This window comes from Sphingobium chungbukense, from assembly GCF_001005725.1.
GTDB lineage: Bacteria > Pseudomonadota > Alphaproteobacteria > Sphingomonadales > Sphingomonadaceae > Sphingobium > Sphingobium chungbukense.
Window position 1 is genome coordinate 42,631 of the sequence record NZ_LBIC01000021.1, and the last position, 20,253, is coordinate 62,883.

Annotated in this window: 21 protein-coding genes; 7 read left to right on the plus strand and 14 right to left on the minus strand. The window is 64.5% G+C overall.

What is annotated here, in order from left to right:
* Nucleotides 1-88: 88 nt before the first annotated feature.
* The 4 genes from YP76_RS25415 to YP76_RS25430 all read right to left on the minus strand — a co-directional run bounded on the left by YP76_RS25415 (nt 89) and on the right by YP76_RS25430 (nt 2,957).
* A complete protein-coding gene (locus tag YP76_RS25415) occupies nt 89-1,312 on the minus strand; it encodes an AAA family ATPase (RefSeq protein WP_046766162.1) in 1,224 nt (407 codons plus the stop codon).
* A gap of 163 nt (nt 1,313-1,475) precedes the next feature.
* On the minus strand, nt 1,476-1,778 hold the full coding sequence (locus tag YP76_RS28955; protein ID WP_232307727.1) for a toprim domain-containing protein: 303 nt from the start codon (nt 1,776-1,778) through the stop codon (nt 1,476-1,478).
* A 596-nt stretch (nt 1,779-2,374) separates the two neighbouring features.
* Nucleotides 2,375-2,803, minus strand: a complete 429-nt coding sequence (locus tag YP76_RS25425; RefSeq protein ID WP_157035895.1) for a hypothetical protein — start codon at nt 2,801-2,803, stop codon at nt 2,375-2,377.
* Nucleotides 2,757-2,957, minus strand: a complete 201-nt coding sequence (locus YP76_RS25430; protein ID WP_198147600.1) for an arginine repressor — start codon at nt 2,955-2,957, stop codon at nt 2,757-2,759. The genes YP76_RS25425 and YP76_RS25430 overlap by 47 nt, the downstream gene beginning before the upstream one ends.
* 117 nt (nt 2,958-3,074) lie before the next feature.
* On the opposite strand from YP76_RS25430, the gene YP76_RS28045 reads away from it, so the two are divergent.
* Nucleotides 3,075-3,323, plus strand: coding sequence for a hypothetical protein (locus YP76_RS28045; protein WP_232307728.1), 249 nt, complete (start codon nt 3,075-3,077; stop codon nt 3,321-3,323).
* A gap of 249 nt (nt 3,324-3,572) precedes the next feature.
* Here YP76_RS28045 and YP76_RS25450 read toward each other — a convergent pair whose 3' ends face one another.
* The 4 genes from YP76_RS25450 to YP76_RS25465 all read right to left on the minus strand — a co-directional run bounded on the left by YP76_RS25450 (nt 3,573) and on the right by YP76_RS25465 (nt 6,726).
* Nucleotides 3,573-3,797: a helix-turn-helix domain-containing protein gene (locus YP76_RS25450; protein ID WP_232307729.1), complete on the minus strand. Its 225-nt coding sequence runs from the start codon at nt 3,795-3,797 to the stop codon at nt 3,573-3,575.
* 112 nt (nt 3,798-3,909) lie between these two features.
* Nucleotides 3,910-4,470, minus strand: a complete 561-nt coding sequence (locus YP76_RS25455) for a hypothetical protein (protein WP_157035897.1) — start codon at nt 4,468-4,470, stop codon at nt 3,910-3,912.
* A gap of 53 nt (nt 4,471-4,523) precedes the next feature.
* The gene (locus YP76_RS25460) at nt 4,524-5,765 is read right to left on the minus strand and encodes a tyrosine-type recombinase/integrase (protein ID WP_046766169.1); all 1,242 of its coding nucleotides are present in this window, start codon (nt 5,763-5,765) and stop codon (nt 4,524-4,526) included.
* 169 nt (nt 5,766-5,934) lie between these two features.
* A complete protein-coding gene (locus tag YP76_RS25465) occupies nt 5,935-6,726 on the minus strand; it encodes a sulfite exporter TauE/SafE family protein (RefSeq protein ID WP_046766170.1) in 792 nt (263 codons plus the stop codon).
* Nucleotides 6,727-6,904: 178 nt separating this feature from the next.
* Between YP76_RS25465 and YP76_RS25470 the strand changes: the two genes are divergently transcribed.
* The gene (locus tag YP76_RS25470) at nt 6,905-7,579 is read left to right on the plus strand and encodes a glutathione S-transferase family protein (protein WP_198147601.1); all 675 of its coding nucleotides are present in this window, start codon (nt 6,905-6,907) and stop codon (nt 7,577-7,579) included.
* A 150-nt stretch (nt 7,580-7,729) separates the two neighbouring features.
* On the opposite strand, the gene ndk is transcribed toward YP76_RS25470, so the two are convergent.
* The 3 genes from ndk to YP76_RS25485 form a co-directional block, all read right to left on the minus strand.
* Nucleotides 7,730-8,152, minus strand: coding sequence for a nucleoside-diphosphate kinase (gene ndk / locus YP76_RS25475; RefSeq protein WP_046766171.1), 423 nt, complete (start codon nt 8,150-8,152; stop codon nt 7,730-7,732).
* Nucleotides 8,153-8,247: 95 nt separating this feature from the next.
* Nucleotides 8,248-8,685 carry a DNA polymerase III subunit chi gene (locus tag YP76_RS25480; RefSeq protein WP_046766172.1) on the minus strand — a complete coding sequence of 146 codons (438 nt, stop codon included), beginning with the start codon at nt 8,683-8,685 and terminating at the stop codon, nt 8,248-8,250.
* Entirely contained in the window at nt 8,685-10,145 is a 1,461-nt protein-coding gene (locus YP76_RS25485; protein WP_046766173.1) for a leucyl aminopeptidase, read from the minus strand. Before YP76_RS25485 ends, YP76_RS25480 begins: the two co-directional genes overlap by 1 nt.
* A 180-nt stretch (nt 10,146-10,325) precedes the next feature.
* Here YP76_RS25485 and YP76_RS25490 point away from each other — a divergent pair, with 180 nt between their 5' ends.
* The 5 genes from YP76_RS25490 (at nt 10,326) to YP76_RS25510 (ending at nt 16,759) form a co-directional block, all read left to right on the plus strand.
* The gene (locus tag YP76_RS25490; protein WP_046766174.1) at nt 10,326-12,590 is read left to right on the plus strand and encodes an LPS-assembly protein LptD; all 2,265 of its coding nucleotides are present in this window, start codon (nt 10,326-10,328) and stop codon (nt 12,588-12,590) included.
* A gap of 86 nt (nt 12,591-12,676) precedes the next feature.
* Nucleotides 12,677-14,062 (plus strand): peptidylprolyl isomerase, encoded by a 1,386-nt coding sequence (locus YP76_RS25495; protein ID WP_046766175.1) that lies wholly within the window; start codon nt 12,677-12,679, stop codon nt 14,060-14,062.
* Entirely contained in the window at nt 14,040-15,077 is a 1,038-nt protein-coding gene (gene pdxA / locus YP76_RS25500; protein WP_046766176.1) for a 4-hydroxythreonine-4-phosphate dehydrogenase PdxA, read from the plus strand. Before YP76_RS25495 ends, pdxA begins: the two co-directional genes overlap by 23 nt.
* Nucleotides 15,078-15,082: 5 nt before the next feature.
* Nucleotides 15,083-15,940: a 16S rRNA (adenine(1518)-N(6)/adenine(1519)-N(6))-dimethyltransferase RsmA gene (gene rsmA / locus YP76_RS25505; RefSeq protein WP_046766177.1), complete on the plus strand. Its 858-nt coding sequence runs from the start codon at nt 15,083-15,085 to the stop codon at nt 15,938-15,940.
* Nucleotides 15,941-15,955: 15 nt separating this feature from the next.
* Nucleotides 15,956-16,759: a transporter gene (locus tag YP76_RS25510; protein ID WP_046766178.1), complete on the plus strand. Its 804-nt coding sequence runs from the start codon at nt 15,956-15,958 to the stop codon at nt 16,757-16,759.
* Nucleotides 16,760-16,827: 68 nt separating this feature from the next.
* Here the strand turns inward: YP76_RS25510 and YP76_RS25515 are convergent, their stop codons facing one another.
* The 3 genes from YP76_RS25515 to guaB all read right to left on the minus strand — a co-directional run bounded on the left by YP76_RS25515 (nt 16,828) and on the right by guaB (nt 20,132).
* Nucleotides 16,828-17,346 (minus strand): tetratricopeptide repeat protein, encoded by a 519-nt coding sequence (locus YP76_RS25515; RefSeq protein ID WP_046766219.1) that lies wholly within the window; start codon nt 17,344-17,346, stop codon nt 16,828-16,830.
* Between the two features lie 80 nt (nt 17,347-17,426).
* Nucleotides 17,427-18,602 (minus strand): RsmB/NOP family class I SAM-dependent RNA methyltransferase, encoded by a 1,176-nt coding sequence (locus YP76_RS25520; RefSeq protein WP_046766179.1) that lies wholly within the window; start codon nt 18,600-18,602, stop codon nt 17,427-17,429.
* Between the two features lie 72 nt (nt 18,603-18,674).
* Nucleotides 18,675-20,132: an IMP dehydrogenase gene (guaB, locus tag YP76_RS25525; protein ID WP_046766180.1), complete on the minus strand. Its 1,458-nt coding sequence runs from the start codon at nt 20,130-20,132 to the stop codon at nt 18,675-18,677.
* Nucleotides 20,133-20,253: the final 121 nt, after the last annotated feature.

Genomic DNA, 20,253 nt, shown 5'->3' on the forward strand with positions numbered 1-20,253 from the left:
CACCCCATAATATGGGGGGTGGTGCTGCACCTCGCAGGCCGCAGCACTGCCGCACCTTGCAGCACCATACATTTTGAAGTGCTGCACATCATGCCTCAACCACCCTGCCGACGACCACGAAGGGGCGTTCTTCCCTGTTGCGATCCTTGCGGCGCTCGACCTTCAGCACGCCGTTGGCGATCCACTGACGCAGGATTGACTTGATCCGTCCCTTATCCGCCTTGGCGTCGGCATCCAGACCGAGCGCCTCCGCAACAGCGCGCCCGGCCCATTGGTTCGACTGAGCATTCTCCCGCCATTCTCCATCAGCGATAATGCGCTGCACCTGGGCGATATGCTCCACCGTCACATCATCGAACGGATCCGGCAGCTTCCATGGCACCGCCACGGCTATGCTATCGCTTGGGTGAGCATCCACGCCGTTGCCGAGGTCAACACCGATCAATTCAAACCAGTCCGCCTTTTCAGCCGGTGCGCGGTTGTGCTTATCGTCTGCCACACTGACATAGCGCCCGCGCTTTTCAGGCGTGATGCCAAGCTCCTGCGCCTGCTCGTCGGTCATTCGGTTGAGAACCAGCGTGGAGCGCGCCGCGTTGATGAGCGCCACCGCGCCGCGCGCCGACATGGCGGTAACATCGCCCGCACCGGCCTTGCTGGTGTGGTGGACAAGGACGATGACGCAATTCGCCGCCTTGGCGACCCGGCCCCAAGCCTTGGCAATCTTGTCGATCTTGCTGTTGGCGTTTTCCTCAACCTCATGAGACGAGACAAAGGGGTCAACGATCAGCACATCAATCCGCCGACGCTCAATCTCGGCAGTGAGGGCCTCATAGATCGGCTCCAGCAGCCGGAACTGCCCATCTGTCTCAACGGCAGTGCAAAGGCCTGCACCCTCCATGCCGCTGTCCACAAAAAGCCGTCCGCCAACATCATCAGGCCCAAGCTCATGATGGATCGCCGCCGCCTGGATCGAGCGGGAAAGCTCGTCCATGTCGTCTTCAAGGTTCCAGAGCCAGACCCGCTTTGGTCCCTCCCATACTTTCTTGCCCAGGAAGTCTTGTCCCGATGCAAGCGCCAGTGCGGTCCCAGCGAGCATTGTGGATTTACCCGCACCGCCCGGCGCCACGACACAGGCAACCGTGCCGCGCAGGAACCATCGGCCATATACCCACGGCCTGGGTGGAATGGTCGCTGGATCGCGCCAAATGTAAGGCGTGGCCTGCACCAGCCGCACAGGCTTTGCGGAGTGTATGGCCGCGACAATGGCGCTATCGCCAATCTCGTCAGCAAAGTCGCGCGGTGCTACCGTCATGCCGCGCCTCCAGTGGGATCGAAGGCCGGCCCCATGATCTCGTCAAGGGAAGGGCGTTTGCGCGGAGTCGGCCCGGCATAAAGTTGCCGCAGGATTGCCGCCTCTCGCTTTGCGCGCCGACATTGCGCTGCCCGCCAGCACTCCCGCCCAAATATCTTTGCGCTCATGCCGCGTCATCCTCTCGCGGCGGGATCGCAAGGCGACCGCCGACAGCAAGAGCGGCAGCGCGCGCGGCTTCCAGCCCTACATTTTTCTTGATGGTCGGATGGTTGACCAGATGCGCGTCATCGTCGGCGAGGACCACCAGATCAGCGGCAGGGTAGGCCGAGGCTACCACCTGCGCCACAGGTGAGAGATTGGCGGCTGAGAAAGCCACGGCAGCGGCATAGCCCGTTGCCCGCCGCGCTGCCGCACAGGTGGCGAAGCCTTCCCCCACCAGCAGCACAGCGCCCGGATCGCCTATCACGCAGAATAGGCCTGCCTGCCGTCCGCCAGTTGCGAACCGCTTAGAACCATCGGGCGCAATCGCCTGAAGGTTCCAAAGGATTCCTCCGGCATCAAACATCGGGACCAGCAGCCGATTGCCGTCCTGCCGCAAACCCTCACCCGACACGCGCTTGCGCTGAAGATAAGGGTGCTGTGGATCAGCAGGCCGGGAGCGATTCCACCGGACTTGGCATCGCGCTGCTGCCTCTCGCTGTTCGTTCAGCCGGATAGCATCGCGCCGGTCCCTCTCTTCCCTATAGCGCGCCGCTCGTTCACGCCGCTCCGCGACCGTCAGGCGCTCGACAGAGCCGGAGCGCCAAGTCTCACTAATCTGAAGGCGATAGTTGCCGAAGGCGCCGGCTGGGCACTCGTCCTGATGCAAGACTGCCCAGCCGTTACGCTTACTTGAGCCGTCACCCTCGCAAGCGAAGCGGATTAGGTCAGGTCCGAGGCGATCGGCTATTGGTTCCTTGGGATGGATGCCAGCAGCTTCCATGGCCGAAATGAAGGCCGCGACCGTATCATGTTCCATTGGAGCGTCACGATAAGGGCGGCGAGTTCTGGAGGAAAACTCCCTCATATCTCGACGCCTTTCTGCTCCGGGGCCAGATCGCGGATCACCCACACCACCGCGCGCTTGCGGCTGGAGGAATTCACCCGGCGCTTTCCGCTATCGGCAATCAGGCCCTTGGCTTTGAGTTCGGAAAAACGAGGCTGAAGGCTGACACGGCCCAAGCCGGCAAGCTCGGCGCATTCCTCGGGCGTGAGGCCATAGGGGCCACGCTCCCGCAACTTGCGGAGAACAAGGCTTTGCAGCGGGCCCAACTTCGCGTTGATGGCCTCTGCCGCCTCCCGTCCAGTTTCCGCAGATCCCTTGAAGCCAGCAGTGTTCGGATAGATTGCGCCCGGCGAGGAATAGCCCCCGGCAGCGCTCGCCCGCAGTTCGCGGTCGTACAGATCATTCATGTTCATCTCCCGCGACAGGAGGAAGCCCAGACCGGTCAAGCAGCTTTGCAAGCCATTCAGCTTGGGCCGGGGTCATGGGCGTGGGATCGACGGCGAGTTGACCGAGGAAGGAGCCGGCCTTCCGCGTCAGTCGCTCGCCACCATTGAGCAGCGCCAGAGCAGCGGTGCGATGGTCGGTGAAAGGGGCCATCATGCCGCGCCTCCTTCCGCCGTCTGGTCTATGATGGGCCAGCCATGCGCCGCGTGGCGAGCGTCAGCGCACCGCTTGGCGTCAGCATGGGCGCGAAACTCCAAACTCGGCATTGCGATCGTGCGCGGCTCAAAGCTGACGATGAAGCGGCCACCGATAGCGGCCCTGCTGATGATGATCCGGTCAGGCATTGCCAGCGCCTCCCGTCACATGGCTGCACTGCTGGACGAGATATTCTGCCAAATAGCCGGCCATCTCATCAGCGCGCGCACCGAGCATTGTCAGGGCAATAGCCAACGCGGCGTCCAAGAGCAGGATTGCGGCCTCAGCGCTCCGGCCGCAGGCGGAGACCATCGCGGCATCAGCTAGCGAGGTGATATGCTGGGCGTTCTTTCCATTATGGGGATTAGGCATGACGACCCTCCCCGAAATGGAGCGACAGGATCAGGCCGCCAACGCTTGGCGAAACGTGATGGCGCCGCATCAGCAGTTGCGCCCGCCAGTCTGAACCCTTATCCTTGTTGCTGCCGTTGAAAGTGATTTGGAAGGGGCTGCTCTTGCCGGGGCGGCCTCTTCGTTTTCCAGCGCTATCGGCGCGCCGTGCCGTGGCGAGCGGCATTATGCAGCGTCTTTACTCTGCGCTTCAAGGCGGCGGGCTACGAGCGCCTTGATGCTGGACGTAGTGATCCGGGTAGCGCGACCGATCTTGAAGGTTTCGAGTTCGCCCGCCGCAATCAGTTCATAACCCTTGGTGACGCCGACGCCGATTGCCGCAAACGCCATCTTAGGCGGCAGCGCGATCGGTTCGATGGTTGAAGTCGTTCCCATAATAGCGGCCTCCATTTTGGGACCGCGCTGTGCGGTCCTTCGTGACCGCTCGCCAAATTACGCACGCCTTCGGGCACGTCATCAAGATTGCGCGCCGGATAACTGCGAGCATTTCCCGACGTTCAAGTCATACCGCACCTTTCAGCGACCTGCGCACTGACGCTAGGAGCACCGCCCCGCGCCGAATTACATCTACCGGCGTGGCACTTCCGTAAGTCAGAATGAACGACCGATGATTCGCCCACTCGCCGCCCGCTTTTCCAATCCTTCGACGATGGTCCTCAACGGTCGAATAAGGAACGCCCGCTGCCTTCAGCTCCAAGCGATACACAAGATCGTTTTCCACTTCTGCCCTGAGCGCGTCTGCTCCCTCCACGATCACACGCATGGCCACCAGTTCTCGCCACGACGGGCCTCGCCGTCCCACTTTAGGCGCCACAGAAAATGCGGGGTCGATATTGCCCTTCTCTAAATCCGCGAGAGCCAAGCTCAGTCCGTCAAGCGCTGTAGTAGCAAGACAATCATCTAGAAACCGCAAAGCCCGCATCCAACTGTCCCGCTTCGGTTCGGCAACCGTAGTCAACGGTGCCGCGCTCTCACCAAGATATTGAAGCAGATAGAAGATAGCCCGCTGCGCCTCTGCCTCGCCAGATGCCCCGCGCCCTTTCGCTTCGGCAGCATATTTCAAACAAAGATCGATGTGGGATCGCGGCCCGACCAGCCCGTGCTTTCGGCTGCGCACTATACCGCCCTTAGGTGGCGTACGTTCTGACCTCCAGCGAGGAAGCTTCCCCACCCGTCCATCAGTGTTCGCCGCAACTCAATAAAGGTTGTCCGCTTGTAGGCTGCGACCACCTTATCGGGCACGATGTGCGCCAGCGCCGCCTCTGCCACTGGATCGGGGATCGACGGCATCCGTTCTGCCGCCCAGTCGCGAAAGCTAGATCGGAAGCCATGCGGCACGAAGGCGAGTCCTTTGTCGCGCATGATCTTTGAAATGGTCATGTCGCTGAGCGCCTGACCCTTGCTGCCGGGGAAGATGGGGGCATCTGGGTTACTGCCTCCCAACTCCGCCGCACGTTGTAGCACCGCAATCGCCTGGTCGTTCAACGTGACGCTATGAGCCTTCGCTTTTCGCCCCTTCATGATGTCGGCGGGGCGGTTCCACATCCTGCCCTCCAGATCGATGTGCGCCCATGTCGTCTTACGAACCTCCCCCGATCGCGCGGCGGTGAAGATAAGGAAGCGGAGTGCCAGCTTTCCCATCGTCTCCGCATCGGCCTCCAGCCCGGCGACGAACGCAGGCACTTCCTCAAACGGCATCGCAGGATAATTGCCGCCGTTCGGACGATCGCCCAACATGAAAGACAGGGCACGCAGCGGCGCTTCCGTGGGTCGCCACCCCTCGCTGTTCGAATAATTCAGGACGGCAGCGATTCGCTGGCGCAGCTTCCCGGCCGTCACCGGCATGGTCGTCCAGATCGGCCCAAGGGCATCGCGCATCGCGGCGGCGTCAATCTGGTCCACCGGCTTCGCCCCGATATGTGGATAAGCATGCTCCGTCAGGGAATTGATGAAGCGCGCCGTGTGAGCCTTCGTCCAGGTTGCCGCCATGCTCTTCTTGTAGGCTTCGGCGGCGTCCTTGAATGTGCGACTGGCGCGCCGGTCTTTGTCTCTCTCAGCGACCGGATCACGCCCAGCTTTTGCGAGACGCCGAAGAATAGCAGCCTTCTCCCGCGCCTCAGCTAAAGTCAGCAGACGCCTGTCGAGAATAGGAATGTCATCAACCGGATCGCCTGACGCGATCTTTCGCGGCGCAAGATCGACTGACCCCAGCCCTATGTCGCGGCGGCTCCCGTCGAACTGGACGCGCAGAAGCCATGACCGTCCGCCTGTCGGCTTCACCAGCAGGTAAAGCCCTTCGCCATCGGCGTGACGGCCCGGCTTCGCGTTCTTCACTGTGGTCGCTGTCAGCTTGCCCATCCGTCACCTCATTCGTTCCCTCATAATGGAGCGACTTTAGGCGAAGGTCAACGAACGTAAGCGGAACAGGTTGGACGATCATAAAGGGAACAGTGGCAGATTCCCGAAGAGTCGCGAAAGCGAGCGAAGGAAGGTTATAAGTTGGCTCGGGCCTCCATAGTTTCGGCGATCAAGCGATCAGGCGCCACCCCACCACCACCAGCACTGCCGCCAGCAAGGGCTGGAGCACGCGGTCCGACGTGCGGGTGGCCAGCAGCGATCCGATCACGATACCGGGCAGCGATCCGGCCAGCAGGTTGACCAGCAGCGTGGGATTGACATTGCCGATCCACAAATGGCCCAGGCCCGCCACCAACGTCAGCGGCACGGCATGGACGATGTCGGTCGCCACCAGCCGCTGCATCCGCATGCGCAACGGATAGAGCGCCAGCAGCAGGGTCGCCCCGATCGCGCCCGCACCGACGGAGGTGAGCGTCACCATCGCACCCAGCAGCGCGCCCGCCAGCACGGTCAGCGCCGGTTGCCAGCGGGTGAAGCGGTCAGCCGTACCGACCCTGCGGGCCAGCGCCCAGGCGTGGAAACGCCCGCGCAGCAGCGTCGCGACCGCCGTCGCGATCAATACGATACCCAGTGCCCCTGTGATGACCCCGGTCTTGATCTGCCCCACATGCATTTGGGACAGGACCGTCAGCATGATCAGCGAGGCGGGAATGCTGCCGATCATCAGGCGCTTGATGACCTCATAATCCGGCCCGCCTTCGGGACCGCCATGATGGTGGTGCACCGCGCCGCCAACGGCCTTGGTAATGGACGCGAACCAGAGGTCGGTGCCGACCGCCGTCGTCGGCGCGACGCCGAACAGCAGGATCAGGATCGGCGCCATCAGCGACCCGCCCCCCACTCCGGTCATGCCGACCATCAGGCCGACGAACAAACCGGCGACCGCGTGCAACCAATCCATATTCCGCCCCGAATTCTCTATGATTAATTTGGTAGACATCTAGGGCTCAAAGGCCTCGCCAGCCAGCCCCCTTTTGGATTGGAAATTTATCGCCGCGGAAACAATTGCTGTTCGGGCGGAAGACGTCACGACGGCGATCCTCTCGACTTCCCTTCCCTCCCGCGTCTAAGACGGACGCATGATGAAGCTGTTCATTGGCAACAAGGCCTATTCGAGCTGGTCGCTGCGCGGCTGGCTGGCGTGCAAGCTTTCCGGACTGCCGTTCGAGGAAGTCGTGGTCCCGCTCTATGACGAAGCGTGGGAGAAGCGGCGTGAGGGCGACGAGTTCGCGCCCTCCTCAGGCAAGGTGCCGATTCTGTGGGATGGCGAAGACATCGTCGTGTGGGACAGCCTGGCCATCGTCGAATATCTGAACGAGAAATCGGGCGGCGACATGTTCTGGCCCGCCGATACCGCCGCGCGCGCCATGGCCCGGTCGATGGCGGCGGAAATGCATTCGAGCTTTGCGGCGCTGCGGCGCGAGCACAGCATGAACATCCGCCAGATCTATGCGCCGGTTCCCCCGTCCGAAGCGGTGGCGCAGGACATCGGCCGCATCATGCAGATCTGGGCGGAGGCCCGCGCCCGTCATGGCGGCCAGGGAGAGTTCCTGTTCGGGGAGTTCGGCGCGGCGGACGTGATGTTCGCGCCGGTCGTGACCCGCTTCATCACCTATCAACTGCCCGTGGCCCGCTTTGCCGAAGCCTATATGCGCGCGGTCATCAACCATCCCTGGATGCAGGAGTGGATCGGCGGCGCCCAGGCCGAAGAATGGGTCATCGACAAGTTCGAGGCGCCACCGCAACCGGAATGAGGTGGGTTTTGGCTAGGACCGGACATAAGCCCTTCACGCCCCGGGTTTGATCCCGGACGGTGGGAAGGGCTGGAATCCACCCCGATCGGCCACGAAAAAGGGGCCGGCAGCACATCGCCCCGGCCCCTTTTCTACCACTGTCGTGCCGGATCAGCCGACGATTTCGTCGGCCTTGAAGAAATAGGCGATCTCGATCGCGGCATTTTCCTCGCTGTCCGAACCGTGGACCGAATTGGCTTCGATCGATTCGGCATAGTCCTTGCGGATGGTGCCCTCATCGGCATTGGCCGGGTTGGTGGCGCCCATGATGTCGCGGTTGCGCTTCACGGCATCTTCGCCTTCCAGCACCTGCACGACCACCGGGCCGGAGATCATGAAGGCGACGAGATCGGCGAAGAAGGGACGTTCCTTGTGAACGGCGTAGAAGCCCTCGGCCTGCTCGCGGCTCATGCGGATGCGCTTGGAAGCGACGACCCGCAGGCCCGCTTCCTCCAGCTTCTTGGTCACGGCGCCCGTCAGGTTGCGACGGGTCGCGTCGGGCTTGATGATCGAAAAAGTGCGGGTCACGGCCATGAGGCTCAAAAGCTCCGAATTATGTGGGATAAGATGGCGCGCCCTTTAGACCGGGCCGAAAGCTATCGCAAGAGGGACTGGGATTCACGGTCGCGCTAGGGACCTTGCACCCATTTTCGGCCTTCCTGCCGCCAGAATCGAGGCGTCACACCCTCGCGCTTGGCGAGATCGCGCCAGCTTGCGCGTGCGCCCTCGACGGTTTCCGCGTCGAAGAAATAGAAGACCCGCTCGAAACCCAGCGCTTCCTCACGCCAGAGGCCGTCCACCAATGCGACATGCCGTGCCCCATTAGCGGCAGCACAGTCCATCGCCAGCAGCACCGGCTGTACCGACTCGGCGCCTTCGCCCGCCCGGCCATGCGCCAAGAAGCTCTCCGGCGGCCCCGCCCAGAGGCCTGCGGAAATCCGCTCCAGCCGATCGGGCTCCTGCGCCACCACCAGCAGCCGCGCGCCCATATCCAGGATGCGGCCGGCAATCGCGGGCAACACCTGTTCCACTGGATCGCGGCTGAGCTGGTAGAAATCGACCTGCATTATTGCTCGAACTTGTCCGCGACATAGCGGTCGAGCAGCCGCACGCCATAGCCGGTCGCGCCCTTGTCCCACGTCGCGCCGGGCTTGTCGGCCCAAACCATGCCGGCAATGTCGAGATGCGCCCATTTGACGCCATCATCGACGAAGCGCTTGATGAACTGCGCCGCCGTGATCGACCCGCCATAGCGCGGCCCGATATTCTTCATGTCGGCGATCGGACTGTCGATCAGCTTATTATAGGCATCGCCCAGCGGGAAGCGCCACAGCGGGTCGCCCGCCGCCTTGCCCGCCGCGATCAGATCGTCGGCGAGGCCGTCGTCATTGGAAAAGATGCCCGCATATTCATTGCCGAGCGAAATGACCATCGCCCCGGTCAGGGTCGCGAGGTCAATGACAACCTCCGGCGCGTAGGTCTTCTGCGCCCAGGTGATGACGTCGCACAGCACCAGACGCCCTTCGGCATCGGTGTTCAGCACCTCGATCGTCTGCCCGGACATGGAGGTGACGATGTCGCCCGGACGCTGCGCATTGCCGTCGGGCATATTCTCGACCAGGCCGCAAATGCCGACGACGCGGACCTTCGCCTTGCGGCCGGCCAGCGCCTTGATCGCACCTGCGACGGCGCCCGCGCCGCCCATGTCCCACTTCATGTCTTCCATGCCCGCACCGGGCTTCAGCGAAATGCCGCCCGTGTCGAAGGTCACGCCCTTGCCCACGAAGACCAGCGGCTTTTCGGTCGCGCCGCCAATCCCCGCCGAAGCCGTTCCGTCCCATTCCATCGCCAGCAGCCTGGGCTCGCGCGCCGAACCCTGCGCCACCCCCAGCAGCGACCCCATGCCGAGTTCCGTCATCGCCGCCTTGTCGAGCACGGTGATCTTGACGCCCAGCTCGGCCAGATGCTGGCAGCGCTCGACGAAGCTTTCGGGATAAAGGATATTCGCCGGCTCCGACACCAGCTCGCGGGTGAAGGCCACGCCCGCCGCCACGGCCGCCTTGCGTTCCCAGGCCGCACCTGCGTCCGCCGAAACCAGCGTGATCTTCGCCAGGGTGGGCTTCGCCTTTTCCGCCTGTCGCGTGCGATAGGTATCGATCCTCCAGCCGCGCAAGGACGCGCCGAAGGCCAGCGCCGCCGCCTTGTCGCCGCTCGCGCCGCCGAAGAACTCGACCGCCGCATGGACGGCACCGCTGGTCGACAGGCGCGCCGTCAGAGCGCTGCCCGCGCGCTCATAATCGCCGTCGCTGCCCGCGCCGGTGCCGACCAGCACCACGCGGAGCACCTTGCCGCCTTCATCCACGAAACTCTCGAAGCTCGATCCCGCTTCGCCCGTGAAGCGTGCCGCCACGGCACCCGCTGCCAGCACCGGCGCGGCACTCAACGGCAGGGCGTCGAAACCGCCCTTGGGCACGGCGAACACCAGCGTATCGGCTTCGGGACGGACGGGGCTGAAAGCGATTTCCATCAAGGGTCCTTTATTTCCTGCAAGACTTTATATCTGTATCCCTTCAGATAGTGCGGCTTCGGTCGTCTGGCAAAGCCGTTCGACCGATTTTCCGGCAAAAGACTGGCCTTGAAAGATTGCGGCGCGCGCAAAGCAGTGCGATAGGCGGGAAACAAAGCGCCCCCGAAGAGGCCCCACCCTTTGCAGATTTCCCCTTTCCCCTTGCGTTTCAAACAGGCCCTGGCCGCGGGCGTCGCCTTTTCGTGTCTGGGCGTCGTCCCGCACGCAACGGCGCAGCAGCTTCAGGAACCGCAGACGACCGTCAGCGCCCCCGATGCCCCGGTGCCCGAAAGCGACGAGCAGATCGGCTTTGCCGCCGATGCGCTGGAATATGACAACAACAGCGAGGTCGTGACCGCCAGCGGCAATGTGCAATTGCTGCGGGAGGGCAACCGGCTGCGCGCCGACAAGGTGGTGTGGAACCGCAATACGGGAAAGGTCGAGGCGACCGGCAATGTTTCCGTCACCGACCCGGAAGGCAATATCGCCTATGGCGACCGGTTCGACGTCACCGACAGCCTTCAGGACGGCATGGTGCAGAACATGCTGCTGGTGCTGCAATCGGGCGGGCGCCTCGCCGCGGCCAATGGCGAGCGGGTGAAGGGCGTCTACACGCTGCACAAGGCCGCCTATACCGGCTGCGTGGTCGAGGACCATGATGGCTGCCCGAAGGAGCCGACCTGGCAGATCAAGGCGGTGAAGGTCGTCTACGACCCGGTGAAGGCCCGCGTCAAATATACCAATGCCAGTGTCGAGCTGTTCGGCCTGCCGCTGATCCCGCTGCCCGGCTTTTCCCATCCGGTGGGCGACAATGGCGGCAGCGGCCTGCTGGTGCCGAACCTGCGCTATGACCGGAACAACGGGTTCGAGGTCGCCCTGCCCTATTATCTGAAGCTGGCGCCCAATCGCGACCTCACCATCACGCCGCATGTCTACACCGGCACGCTACCGATGTTGGAAACCAATTACCGGCATTTGTGGGATCGCGGCGCCTACCAGATCACGGGCTACGCCACCTATGGCAGCCGCCTTGCCACCAGCGGCGCCGCATCCACCATCCCCGCAAACTCGCAGAAGGATTTTCGCGGCTATCTGGACGCCAGCGGCGCGCTGCAACTGACACCCGAATGGCGCATCGGCGGATCGATTCGCGCCACGACCGACCGGACCTTCCTGCGCCGCTACGACATCAGCAATGACGACCGGCTGCGCTCAACCCTCAATGCGCAACGGATCGGCGAGAGGAGCTATTTCTCCATCGCCGGCTGGGCGGTTCAGACGCTCCGCTCCGGCGATTCGCAGGGACAGCAGCCGATCGCGCTGCCCGTCATCGATTACCGCCTGCGCATGAAGGACCCATGGCTGGGCGGCATGGCCCAGTTCCAGCTCAACAGCCTCGCCATCACCCGCACCCATGGCGAGGATACGCAGCGCGCCTTCGCCGCCTTCGAATGGAACCTGCGCAAGCTGACCGGCATGGGGCAGGAAGTGACCTTCACCACCTATTTGCGTGGCGACATCTATCACAGCAGCGACAATCTGATGAGCAGCGTGGCGAGCTATGCCGGCGATCCAGGCTGGAAGGCGCGCGGCATCGCGGCGGCGGCGGTCGACATGCGCTGGCCCTTCATGGGAGAGGCCTTTGGCGGCGTGCAGCGCATCGCCCCGCGCGTCCAGATCGTCGCGGCGCCCAAGATCGCCAACCTTTCCGTCCCCAATGAGGACGCCCGCGCGATCGATCTGGAGGATAGCAACCTCTTCGCGCTCAACCGCTTTTCCGGCTACGACCGGTTCGAGGATTCGACCCGCGTCACCTATGGCCTGGAATATAGCCTGTCCTTGCCGAACTTCTCGCTGGAGACCGTGGTGGGGCAGAGCTATCGCCTCAACAGCCGCGAGAGCATCCTGCCCGACGGGACCGGCCTGGCGGATCGCCTGTCCGACATCGTCGGGCGCACCACCATCCGCTACAAGGATTTCATCAGCTTCACCCACCGTTTCCGCGTGGACAAGGACAAGCTGGCCGTCCGCCGCAATGAAATCGACGCGACCATCGGCAGCAAGAAGACTTACGCGATGGTCGGTTATCTGAGGCTCAACCGCGATGCCAACCTCAATCTGGAGGATTTGCAGGACCGTGAGGAACTGCGCCTGGGGGGCCGAATCCAGTTCGCGCGTTTCTGGTCGGTGTTCGGCTCGACCGTCATCGACCTCACCGATGCGAAGGAAGATCCGCTGAGCATGGCGGACGGCTATGAACCCGTACGCCATCGCCTCGGCATCGCCTATGAAGATGACTGCCTGACGCTCGGCCTCACCTGGCGGCGCGACTATCAGGTGCTGGGTGACGCACGAAAGGGCAACAGCTTCCAGCTTCGGCTGGCTTTTCGCAATATTGGCATATAAGGATCAGCCTTCCCGCTTCCTGCTCAGGGCCGGTTAAGGCGGATCGGCGCATCTCGTGCCGAACCGATTGGAGAGTTTTGTCGACGATGCAGCCTGTCGTTTTCCCGTTTTCCCGCCTTGGCAGCACGGCCACCAAGGGCCTGCGCACCCTGTTCCTGTCTTCCGCCCTGCTGGCGACAGGAGTGCATGGCGTAGCCGCCCAGACGGTGGGCGACGACGATGCCGTCGCCTCGCAGCAGCTCAACCTGCCCAAGGATGTGACGATCTTCGGCAAGAGCGATCCCAATGTCCGCAAGGCGACCGCCATCGTCAACGGCCGCATCATCACCGGCACGGATGTCGACCAGCGCCTGGCCCTGATCATCACCGCCAATGGCGGCAAGGTGTCGGACGAGGAGAAGGAGCGGCTGCGCGTCCAGGTGCTGCGCAACCTGATCGACGAAACGCTCCAGATCCAGGAAGCCGCCGCCAACGACATCAAGGTCGACAAGGCCGAGATCGAACAAAGCTATGAACGGGTCGCGGCCAATTTCCGCCAGTCACCCGCCCAGTTCGACCAGTATCTGCGTCAGCAGGGCAGCGCGTCCGCCAGCATCAAGCGGCAGATCGAAGGCGAACTGGCCTGGAGCCGCCTGCTCCGCCGCAACATCCAGCCCTTCGTCAACGTGTCGGAGGATGAGGTGAAGTCGGTGGTCGACCGCATGAACGCGGCCAAGGGCAGCGACGAATATCGCATCGGCGAGATCTACCTGTCGGCCACGCCGGAAAACCAGCAGCAGATCGTCGCCAACGCCCGCAACATCATCGAACAGATCAAGCAGGGCGGCAGCTTCGCGGCCTATGCGCGGCAATTCTCCGAGGCGTCCACCGCTGCGGTCGGCGGCGATCTCGGCTGGGTCCGCCCCGCGCAGTTGCCCGACGAACTGGCGCAGGCCGCGAACGAGATGCAGGTCGGCCAGATCGCCGGCCCCATCAGCGTGCCCGGCGGCGTGTCGGTCATCTATGTCATGGACAAGCGCAAGGTGCTGACCGCCGACCCGCGCGACGCCCTGCTCAGCCTCAAGCAGCTTTCCGTCAGCTTCCCCGCCGGCACGACCAAGGAACAGGCGAGCACCAGGGCCGCCGCCTTCGCCGCGCAGGTCAAGACGATCAAGGGTTGCGGCCAGGCCAATGAACTGGGCGGCAAGATCGGCGCCGACGTGGTCGACAATGACAATGTGAAGCTGCGCGACCTACCGCCGCAGTTGCAGGACATTTTGCTCAACCTCCAGGTGGGTGAGGCGACGCCGCCCTTCGGCTCGATCGCGGACGGCGTGCGCGTGCTGGTCGTCTGCGGCCGTGACGAAGCATCCTCCGCCGCCGCACCCAATGCCGAACAGATCATGGCGCAGCTTGAGGAAGAACGGGTGAACAAGCGCGCCCGCATCTACCTGCGCGACCTTCGCCGCGATGCCGTCATCGACTATAACTGATCCGGCGGACCCCCAGGCGATGGGGCCGCCCTTCGCCGTGTCGCTCGGTGATCCGGCGGGCATCGGCCCGGAAATCGTCGCCAAGAGCTGGGTGATGCGGGAGGCGCGTGGCCTGCCGCCCTTCTTCGCCGTGGGTGACGCCGCGTCGTTGCGTGCGGTCTGGCTCGGACCGGTCCAGACAGTCAGCACGCCGGAGGAGGCGGCCGATGTCTTCGACACCGCCCTCCCCTGCCTGCAAGTCGCGGACGCGGGAGACATCATGCCCGGCACGCCCAGCATCGACGGCGCACGCACCGCCTTCCAGGCGCTGGAAGTCGCGGTCGGCCTTGCGCGCAGCGGATCGGCGGCGGGCATCGTCACCGCCCCCGTGGGCAAGGAACAGCTTTACGGCGTCGGCTTCACCCATCCGGGCCAGACAGAGTTCATCGCCGAACGCTGCGGCGTCGCGCCGCACAATGCGGTGATGATGCTGGCCGGGCCGTCGCTGAAGGTCGTGCCGATCACCATCCATATCCCGCTGGCCGATGTCCCCTCCGTCCTCACGATCGACCTGATCCGCGCCCGCGCGATCACCACCGCCAAGGGGCTCCAGCGCAATTTCGGCATAGGCCGCCCGCGCCTCGTCGTCGCCGGTCTCAACCCCCATGCCGGCGAAGGCGGTGCGCTGGGCCGGGAGGAGATCGACATCATCCGGCCCGCGGTGGAGTCACTTCAGGCCGAGGGCTATGACATTACCGGTCCCCTCGCCGCCGATACGCTGTTCCACATACGCGCCCGCGAAACCTATGACGCGGCGCTCTGCATGTATCACGACCAGGCGCTGATCCCGATCAAGACGCTGAATTTCGATGAGGGCGTCAACATCACCCTGGGCCTACCCATCGTGCGCACCTCGCCCGACCATGGCACGGCCTTTGGCATAGCGGGCCAGGACAGCGCCAATCCCGGCGCGATGATGGCGGCGATCAGGATGGCCGCCGAAGCCGCCCGCGCCCGCCTGACCCCCGGTTGCTGAGGCCCATGACTGCCGATACCCGCACCCAGCTCCCGCCGCCCAAGCTCCCACCACTGCGTGACGTCATCGCCGCTCATGGCTTGCAGGCGAGCAAGGCGCTCGGCCAGAATTTCCTGCTCGACGAACAGTTGCTGGACCGCATCGCCGCCATTCCCGGTTCGCTCAGGGATCAGCCCGCCTTCGAGGTCGGCCCTGGCCCCGGCGGCCTCACCCGCGCGGTCCTGCGCGCGGGCGCGAAGCTGGTCGCCGTCGAGCGCGACCAACGCTGCCTTCCTGCCCTCGCCGAACTGTCCGATGCCTTTCCGGGCCAGCTCCGCGTCCTTTCCGGCGACGCCATGCAGGTCGACGCCCGCGCCGAAGCGGGTGACGGCGCGCATATCATCGCCAACCTGCCCTATAATGTCGGCACCGCCCTGCTGATCGGCTGGCTCTCGGCGGAATGGACCCCGCTCCCCTGGTGGTCGACGCTCACGCTGATGTTCCAGATGGAGGTGGCGGAGCGCATCGTAGCGAAACCGGGCGGCGACCATTATGGCCGCCTGGCCGTGCTGTCCCAATGGCGCAGCGACGCCCGCATCGCGATGAAGGTCCACCGCAGCGCCTTCACCCCGCCGCCCAAGGTCATGTCGGCGGTCGTCCACATCACCCCCAAGCCCGCTCCCGAAGGCGTGCAACTCAAGCATCTGGAGCGCCTGACCGCCGCCGCCTTCGGCCAGCGCCGCAAGATGCTGCGCCAGAGCCTCAAGGGCCTTCCCGGCGCGCTCGAAGCGCTGGAAGCGATCGGCATCGACCCGCAGCGCCGCGCCGAAACCGTCAGCGTGGGAGAATTTGTCGAAGTCGCGCGTATAATGGGTAAATCCTGAACCGATAGGGGTGTCATGATCGCCAGAATCGCTCCGCTGACGCTCCTCGGCATTGCCCTTCTTCCAACGGCTGTCCGGGCGCAATTGCGCGACCTCTGCCCGGAACGGCCCGGCCTCGATACACCGCCCTGCATCCTCGACAAGGGACATGTCCAGATCGAAATGGGGCTTGCAGACTGGACCCGCGACCGCGACGCCGCCCAGTCCACCACAACCCTTTCACTGGGCGATACCGAATGGCGCTACGGGCTGGACGGCAACACCGAGCTGCGCGCGAACTGGACCGCTTTCATCCGGCAAAGCGAGCATGACCGGATCAGTGGCGACCGCAACCATGCCTCAGGCACCGGAGATTTGAGCGTCGGCGTCAAGCATGCGCTATTCCATCCCGACGGAAGCGGCTTCTCGCTGGCGATCGCCCCGGGCATCACGCTGCCGACGGGCAGCCACGACGTCAGTGACGGCACATGGAGCGCTTCCCTGCTGATCCCGGCCAGCTATGCGCTGACAGAGGACATCAGCCTCATCGCCACGCCCGAAATCGACGCGGCCCCCGACGGGGACGGCCATGGCCGTCATCTCGCTTATGGCAGCGCGGCCGGTCTGTCCGTCGACCTCGACAAACAGGTCAATGTCTCTGTGGAAATGCAGGCCATCCACGATCGCGATCCCGCCGGCCCATCGACCCAGGCACTGACGTCCCTCTCGCTATCGTTCCAGCCGGGCGCGTCATGGATGCTCGACGCAGGCGCCAATTTCGGCCTCAATCATGCCAGCCCCGACGCGGAAGCCTATATCGGCGTATCACGCCGCTTTTAGGACAACAGATAGCAGGCGAAGTTGTTTGGAAAGGCAGGAGGAAGCCCACGCCTTTCCCATCCGCTGCATCACGGCGTTTCCGTGGCCTGCGCCTTGGGGGCGGGAACAACATCCTTAGCGCTCAGGACCGTAGCAGGCGGCCCCTTCTCGATCGCCGCAGCCAATTGTCCGACGGCCGCGCAACCCTGTTTGCACAGCCTCTGTGCCTGGGCGAGATTTTCCTTCGCCTTGGCGATGGCGCCCTTCTCGACCATGGCTTCACCCTGGCCCACCAGCGCGGCGACATCGTTGGGTTCCAGCAGCAACGCCTCGCGGTAGAGACGGATCGCCTTGCCCTGCAAACCCTGCGCCCGTGCGACCTGCGCCAACTCGATATAGGCGATGCGATTGCGCGGATCGACGGCCAGCGCGCTTTCCAGCGCATCGGTCGCGCCCTGATAATTGCCCACCTTGCGCGCGGCCTCACCCGCCTTCTGCCATTCGACCGACAGCGGTGAAATCTGCGAATCCGGCCGCTGCGACAGACCCGCGCTGGAAACGGTGGTCAGCAGGACAGCGAGAGCAATCGAAGCAGGGGTAAAGCGCATGCACAACTCCAGCCATGTTTCAGGCGTTGATTCCAGCCCGGAAGTGTCGCGATTTTGCGCCCGCTTGTCCATGACCTCTTTCACGGCATTCGTCGCAACCGGGCGAAATAGAAACCGTCGGTGCCATCATGCCCCGGCGTCAGCAGCCTTCCGTCGCCATGGGACCGCCCGAGGACGGCCGTCAGCGGTTCGACGGTCCATCCGTCATGCCGGTTCAGAAATGCCCGCACCTGATCCCGCCCCTCCCGGTCCGTCAGCGCGCAGGTAGCATAGACCAATGCGCCACCCGGTGCCAGCAAGGGCGCGGCAAAATCCAGAATCCGCGCCTGCTCCGCCGCCAACCGGTCGAGCCGTGCGGGCGTCAGCCGCCAGCGCGCCTCCGGGTTGCGTCGCCAGGTCCCCGTACCCGAACAGGGCGCATCGACCAGCACGACATCCGCCCGCCCATGAAGGCTTGCCAGCGCGCCCGCCTCATGGCCCTGATCGAGCAGCAGCGTTTCGATGAAGGTTGCCCCTGCCCGCTCGGCGCGGGGGCCGAGCCGGGCCAGACGCGAACGGATGGTGTCGGCCGCAATCAGCGTGCCCTTGCCCGCCATCGTGCTTGCCAGCGCCAATGTCTTGCCGCCCGCCCCAGCGCACAGATCGATCACGGTCATGCCCGGCCGGACCGCGCAGGCCGCCGAGATGAGCTGGCTTCCCGCGTCCTGCACTTCGACCAGCCCCTGTTTCCAGGGGTCGCTCTGCTCGACCGGCGCACCTTCGGGCAGACGCAGCGCATCGGGCAATCCCGCAAGTTCCACCGCATCGGGAAAGCAGGGCGCGACCCCGGCTGGCGTGGCCTTGAGCCGGTTGACGCGCAGATCGACCGGCGCCCGGCCGAGAAGCGCATTCCGCTCCACCGGCGCGGCCAGCAACGGTTCGATCCAGGCCGGCACGATACCCGGCGGGGCTCCCGTCTCCGCGATCGCGATCGGCGCAGGCGCATGGGTGGACCCATCGAACAAGGCAGCCAGTTCGGGCCGTTCGCTCGCCAGCCCCACCATGGCCGCGCGTCCGTCGACGGGCCGCTCCGCCACCCGGCGCACCGCGTCATAGACATGGTCGCGCACCGCCCGCCGGTCGCGCGACCCGGCATAGCGGCGTTCCTTGAAATAGCGGGCGATCAGTGTATCCGCCGCCGGTCCGCCGTCCCGCGCGGAGGCGATGATGGCGTCCAGCAAATCGATCGCGGCCTGCACCCGCGCGGAAGGCGTCATATGACGGCAGCCCGGTTTTGCCGCAGCAGCATATGGTACGAAAAACCGGTATCCACCGTCGCGCGCAAGGCTTCAGCGCGTCGGATAATTGGGCGCCTCGCGGGTGATCGTGACGTCATGCACATGGCTTTCCGACAGACCCGCATTGGTGATCTGGACGAACCGGGCGCGTTCCTGGAGGTCCTTGATCGTGCGGCTGCCGGTATAGCCCATGGCCGCCTTCACGCCGCCGACCAACTGGTGGATGACGTCCTTGGCAGGACCCTTGAACGGGACCTGGCCCTCAATGCCTTCGGGGACCAGCTTCATCTGGTCCTTGATGTCCGCCTGGAAATAGCGGTCCGCAGAACCCCGCGCCATGGCGCCGACGCTGCCCATGCCGCGATAGCTCTTATAGGCGCGGCCCTGATAGAGGAAGGTTTCGCCCGGCGCTTCCGCCGTGCCCGCCAGCAGCGATCCGACCATGACGCAACCAGCACCCGCCGCCAGCGCCTTGGCGACGTCGCCCGAAGTGCGCAGGCCGCCGTCCGCGATCACCGGCACCCCCTGCTTGGCGGCTTCTTCCGCCGAATCCATGACGGCAGTGAGCTGCGGCACGCCGACGCCCGCGACGACGCGGGTGGTGCAGATCGATCCCGGCCCGATGCCGACCTTCACGCAGTCCGCGCCCGCGCCGATCAGCGCCTTGGTCGCTTCGGCAGTGGCGACGTTGCCGGCGACCACCTGGACATGGTTGGACAGCTTCTTCACCGCCTCGACCGCGACGGCCACCTGCTTGCTGTGGCCATGGGCGGTGTCGATGACGATCAGGTCGCATTCCGCGTCGATCAGTGCCTTGCTGCGCTCCAGCCCCTTGTCGCCGACGGTCGACGCGGCGGCGACACGCAGGCGGCCCGAGGCATCCTTGGTCGCCTGCGGATAGGTGACGGCCTTTTCGATGTCCTTGACGGTGATCAGGCCGACGCAATGATAATGGTCGTCCACCACCAGCAGCTTTTCGATCCGGCGCTGGTGCAGCAGCCGCATCGCCTCGTCCTGGCCCACGCCCGCCTTCACGGTGGCGAGATTGTCATGCGTCATCAGCTCGCTGACCGGCTGGGTGGGGTTTTCGGCAAAGCGCACGTCCCGGTTGGTGACGATGCCGACCAGCTTGCCCGACGCCTCGACCACCGGAATGCCGCTGATCTTGTGGCGCGCCATCAGCATCTGGGCATCGGCCAGCGTCGCATTGGGGGTGATGGTGATGGGATTGACCACCATGCCGCTTTCGAAACGCTTGACCGCGCGCACCGCATCGGCCTGCTCCTCGACCGACAGGTTGCGGTGGAGCACGCCGATCCCGCCCAGTTGCGCCATGACAATCGCCATGTCGGCTTCCGTCACCGTGTCCATGGCGGAGGAGAGGATCGGGATGTTGAGCTTGATCTCGCGGGTCACATGGGTGCTGGTGTCCGCCTGGCTGGGCAACACATCGGATTCGGCGGGCTGCAACAGCACGTCGTCGAAGGTGAGGCCGAGGCGGATATCCATGTGAAAGCCACTTTCTGCTGCGCGGGCCGGGGGCAGGCCGCTGGGGATTCGTGGCGGCCCATGTAACCATTAAGCAGGAAAACGACCAGACCCCTTGGGGTATTTTATTGCGCGATGCGTC

Coding starts and splice junctions, on each gene's coding strand:
- YP76_RS25480 (WP_046766172.1), bottom strand. CDS start 8,685: ATGCAGGTCGATTTCTACCAGCTCAGCCGCGATCCAGTGGAACAGGTG.
- YP76_RS25450 (WP_232307729.1), bottom strand. CDS start 3,797: ATGGAGGCCGCTATTATGGGAACGACTTCAACCATCGAACCGATCGCG.
- YP76_RS25460 (WP_046766169.1), bottom strand. CDS start 5,765: ATGGGCAAGCTGACAGCGACCACAGTGAAGAACGCGAAGCCGGGCCGT.
- YP76_RS25430 (WP_198147600.1), bottom strand. CDS start 2,957: ATGATGGCCCCTTTCACCGACCATCGCACCGCTGCTCTGGCGCTGCTC.
- YP76_RS25485 (WP_046766173.1), bottom strand. CDS start 10,145: ATGGAAATCGCTTTCAGCCCCGTCCGTCCCGAAGCCGATACGCTGGTG.
- YP76_RS25470 (WP_198147601.1), top strand. CDS start 6,905: ATGATGAAGCTGTTCATTGGCAACAAGGCCTATTCGAGCTGGTCGCTG.
- YP76_RS25515 (WP_046766219.1), bottom strand. CDS start 17,346: ATGCGCTTTACCCCTGCTTCGATTGCTCTCGCTGTCCTGCTGACCACC.
- guaB (WP_046766180.1), bottom strand. CDS start 20,132: ATGGATATCCGCCTCGGCCTCACCTTCGACGACGTGCTGTTGCAGCCC.
- YP76_RS25415 (WP_046766162.1), bottom strand. CDS start 1,312: ATGACGGTAGCACCGCGCGACTTTGCTGACGAGATTGGCGATAGCGCC.
- YP76_RS25495 (WP_046766175.1), top strand. CDS start 12,677: ATGCAGCCTGTCGTTTTCCCGTTTTCCCGCCTTGGCAGCACGGCCACC.
- rsmA (WP_046766177.1), top strand. CDS start 15,083: ATGACTGCCGATACCCGCACCCAGCTCCCGCCGCCCAAGCTCCCACCA.
- YP76_RS25465 (WP_046766170.1), bottom strand. CDS start 6,726: ATGGATTGGTTGCACGCGGTCGCCGGTTTGTTCGTCGGCCTGATGGTC.
- YP76_RS25520 (WP_046766179.1), bottom strand. CDS start 18,602: ATGACGCCTTCCGCGCGGGTGCAGGCCGCGATCGATTTGCTGGACGCC.
- pdxA (WP_046766176.1), top strand. CDS start 14,040: ATGCCGTCATCGACTATAACTGATCCGGCGGACCCCCAGGCGATGGGG.
- YP76_RS25510 (WP_046766178.1), top strand. CDS start 15,956: ATGATCGCCAGAATCGCTCCGCTGACGCTCCTCGGCATTGCCCTTCTT.
- ndk (WP_046766171.1), bottom strand. CDS start 8,152: ATGGCCGTGACCCGCACTTTTTCGATCATCAAGCCCGACGCGACCCGT.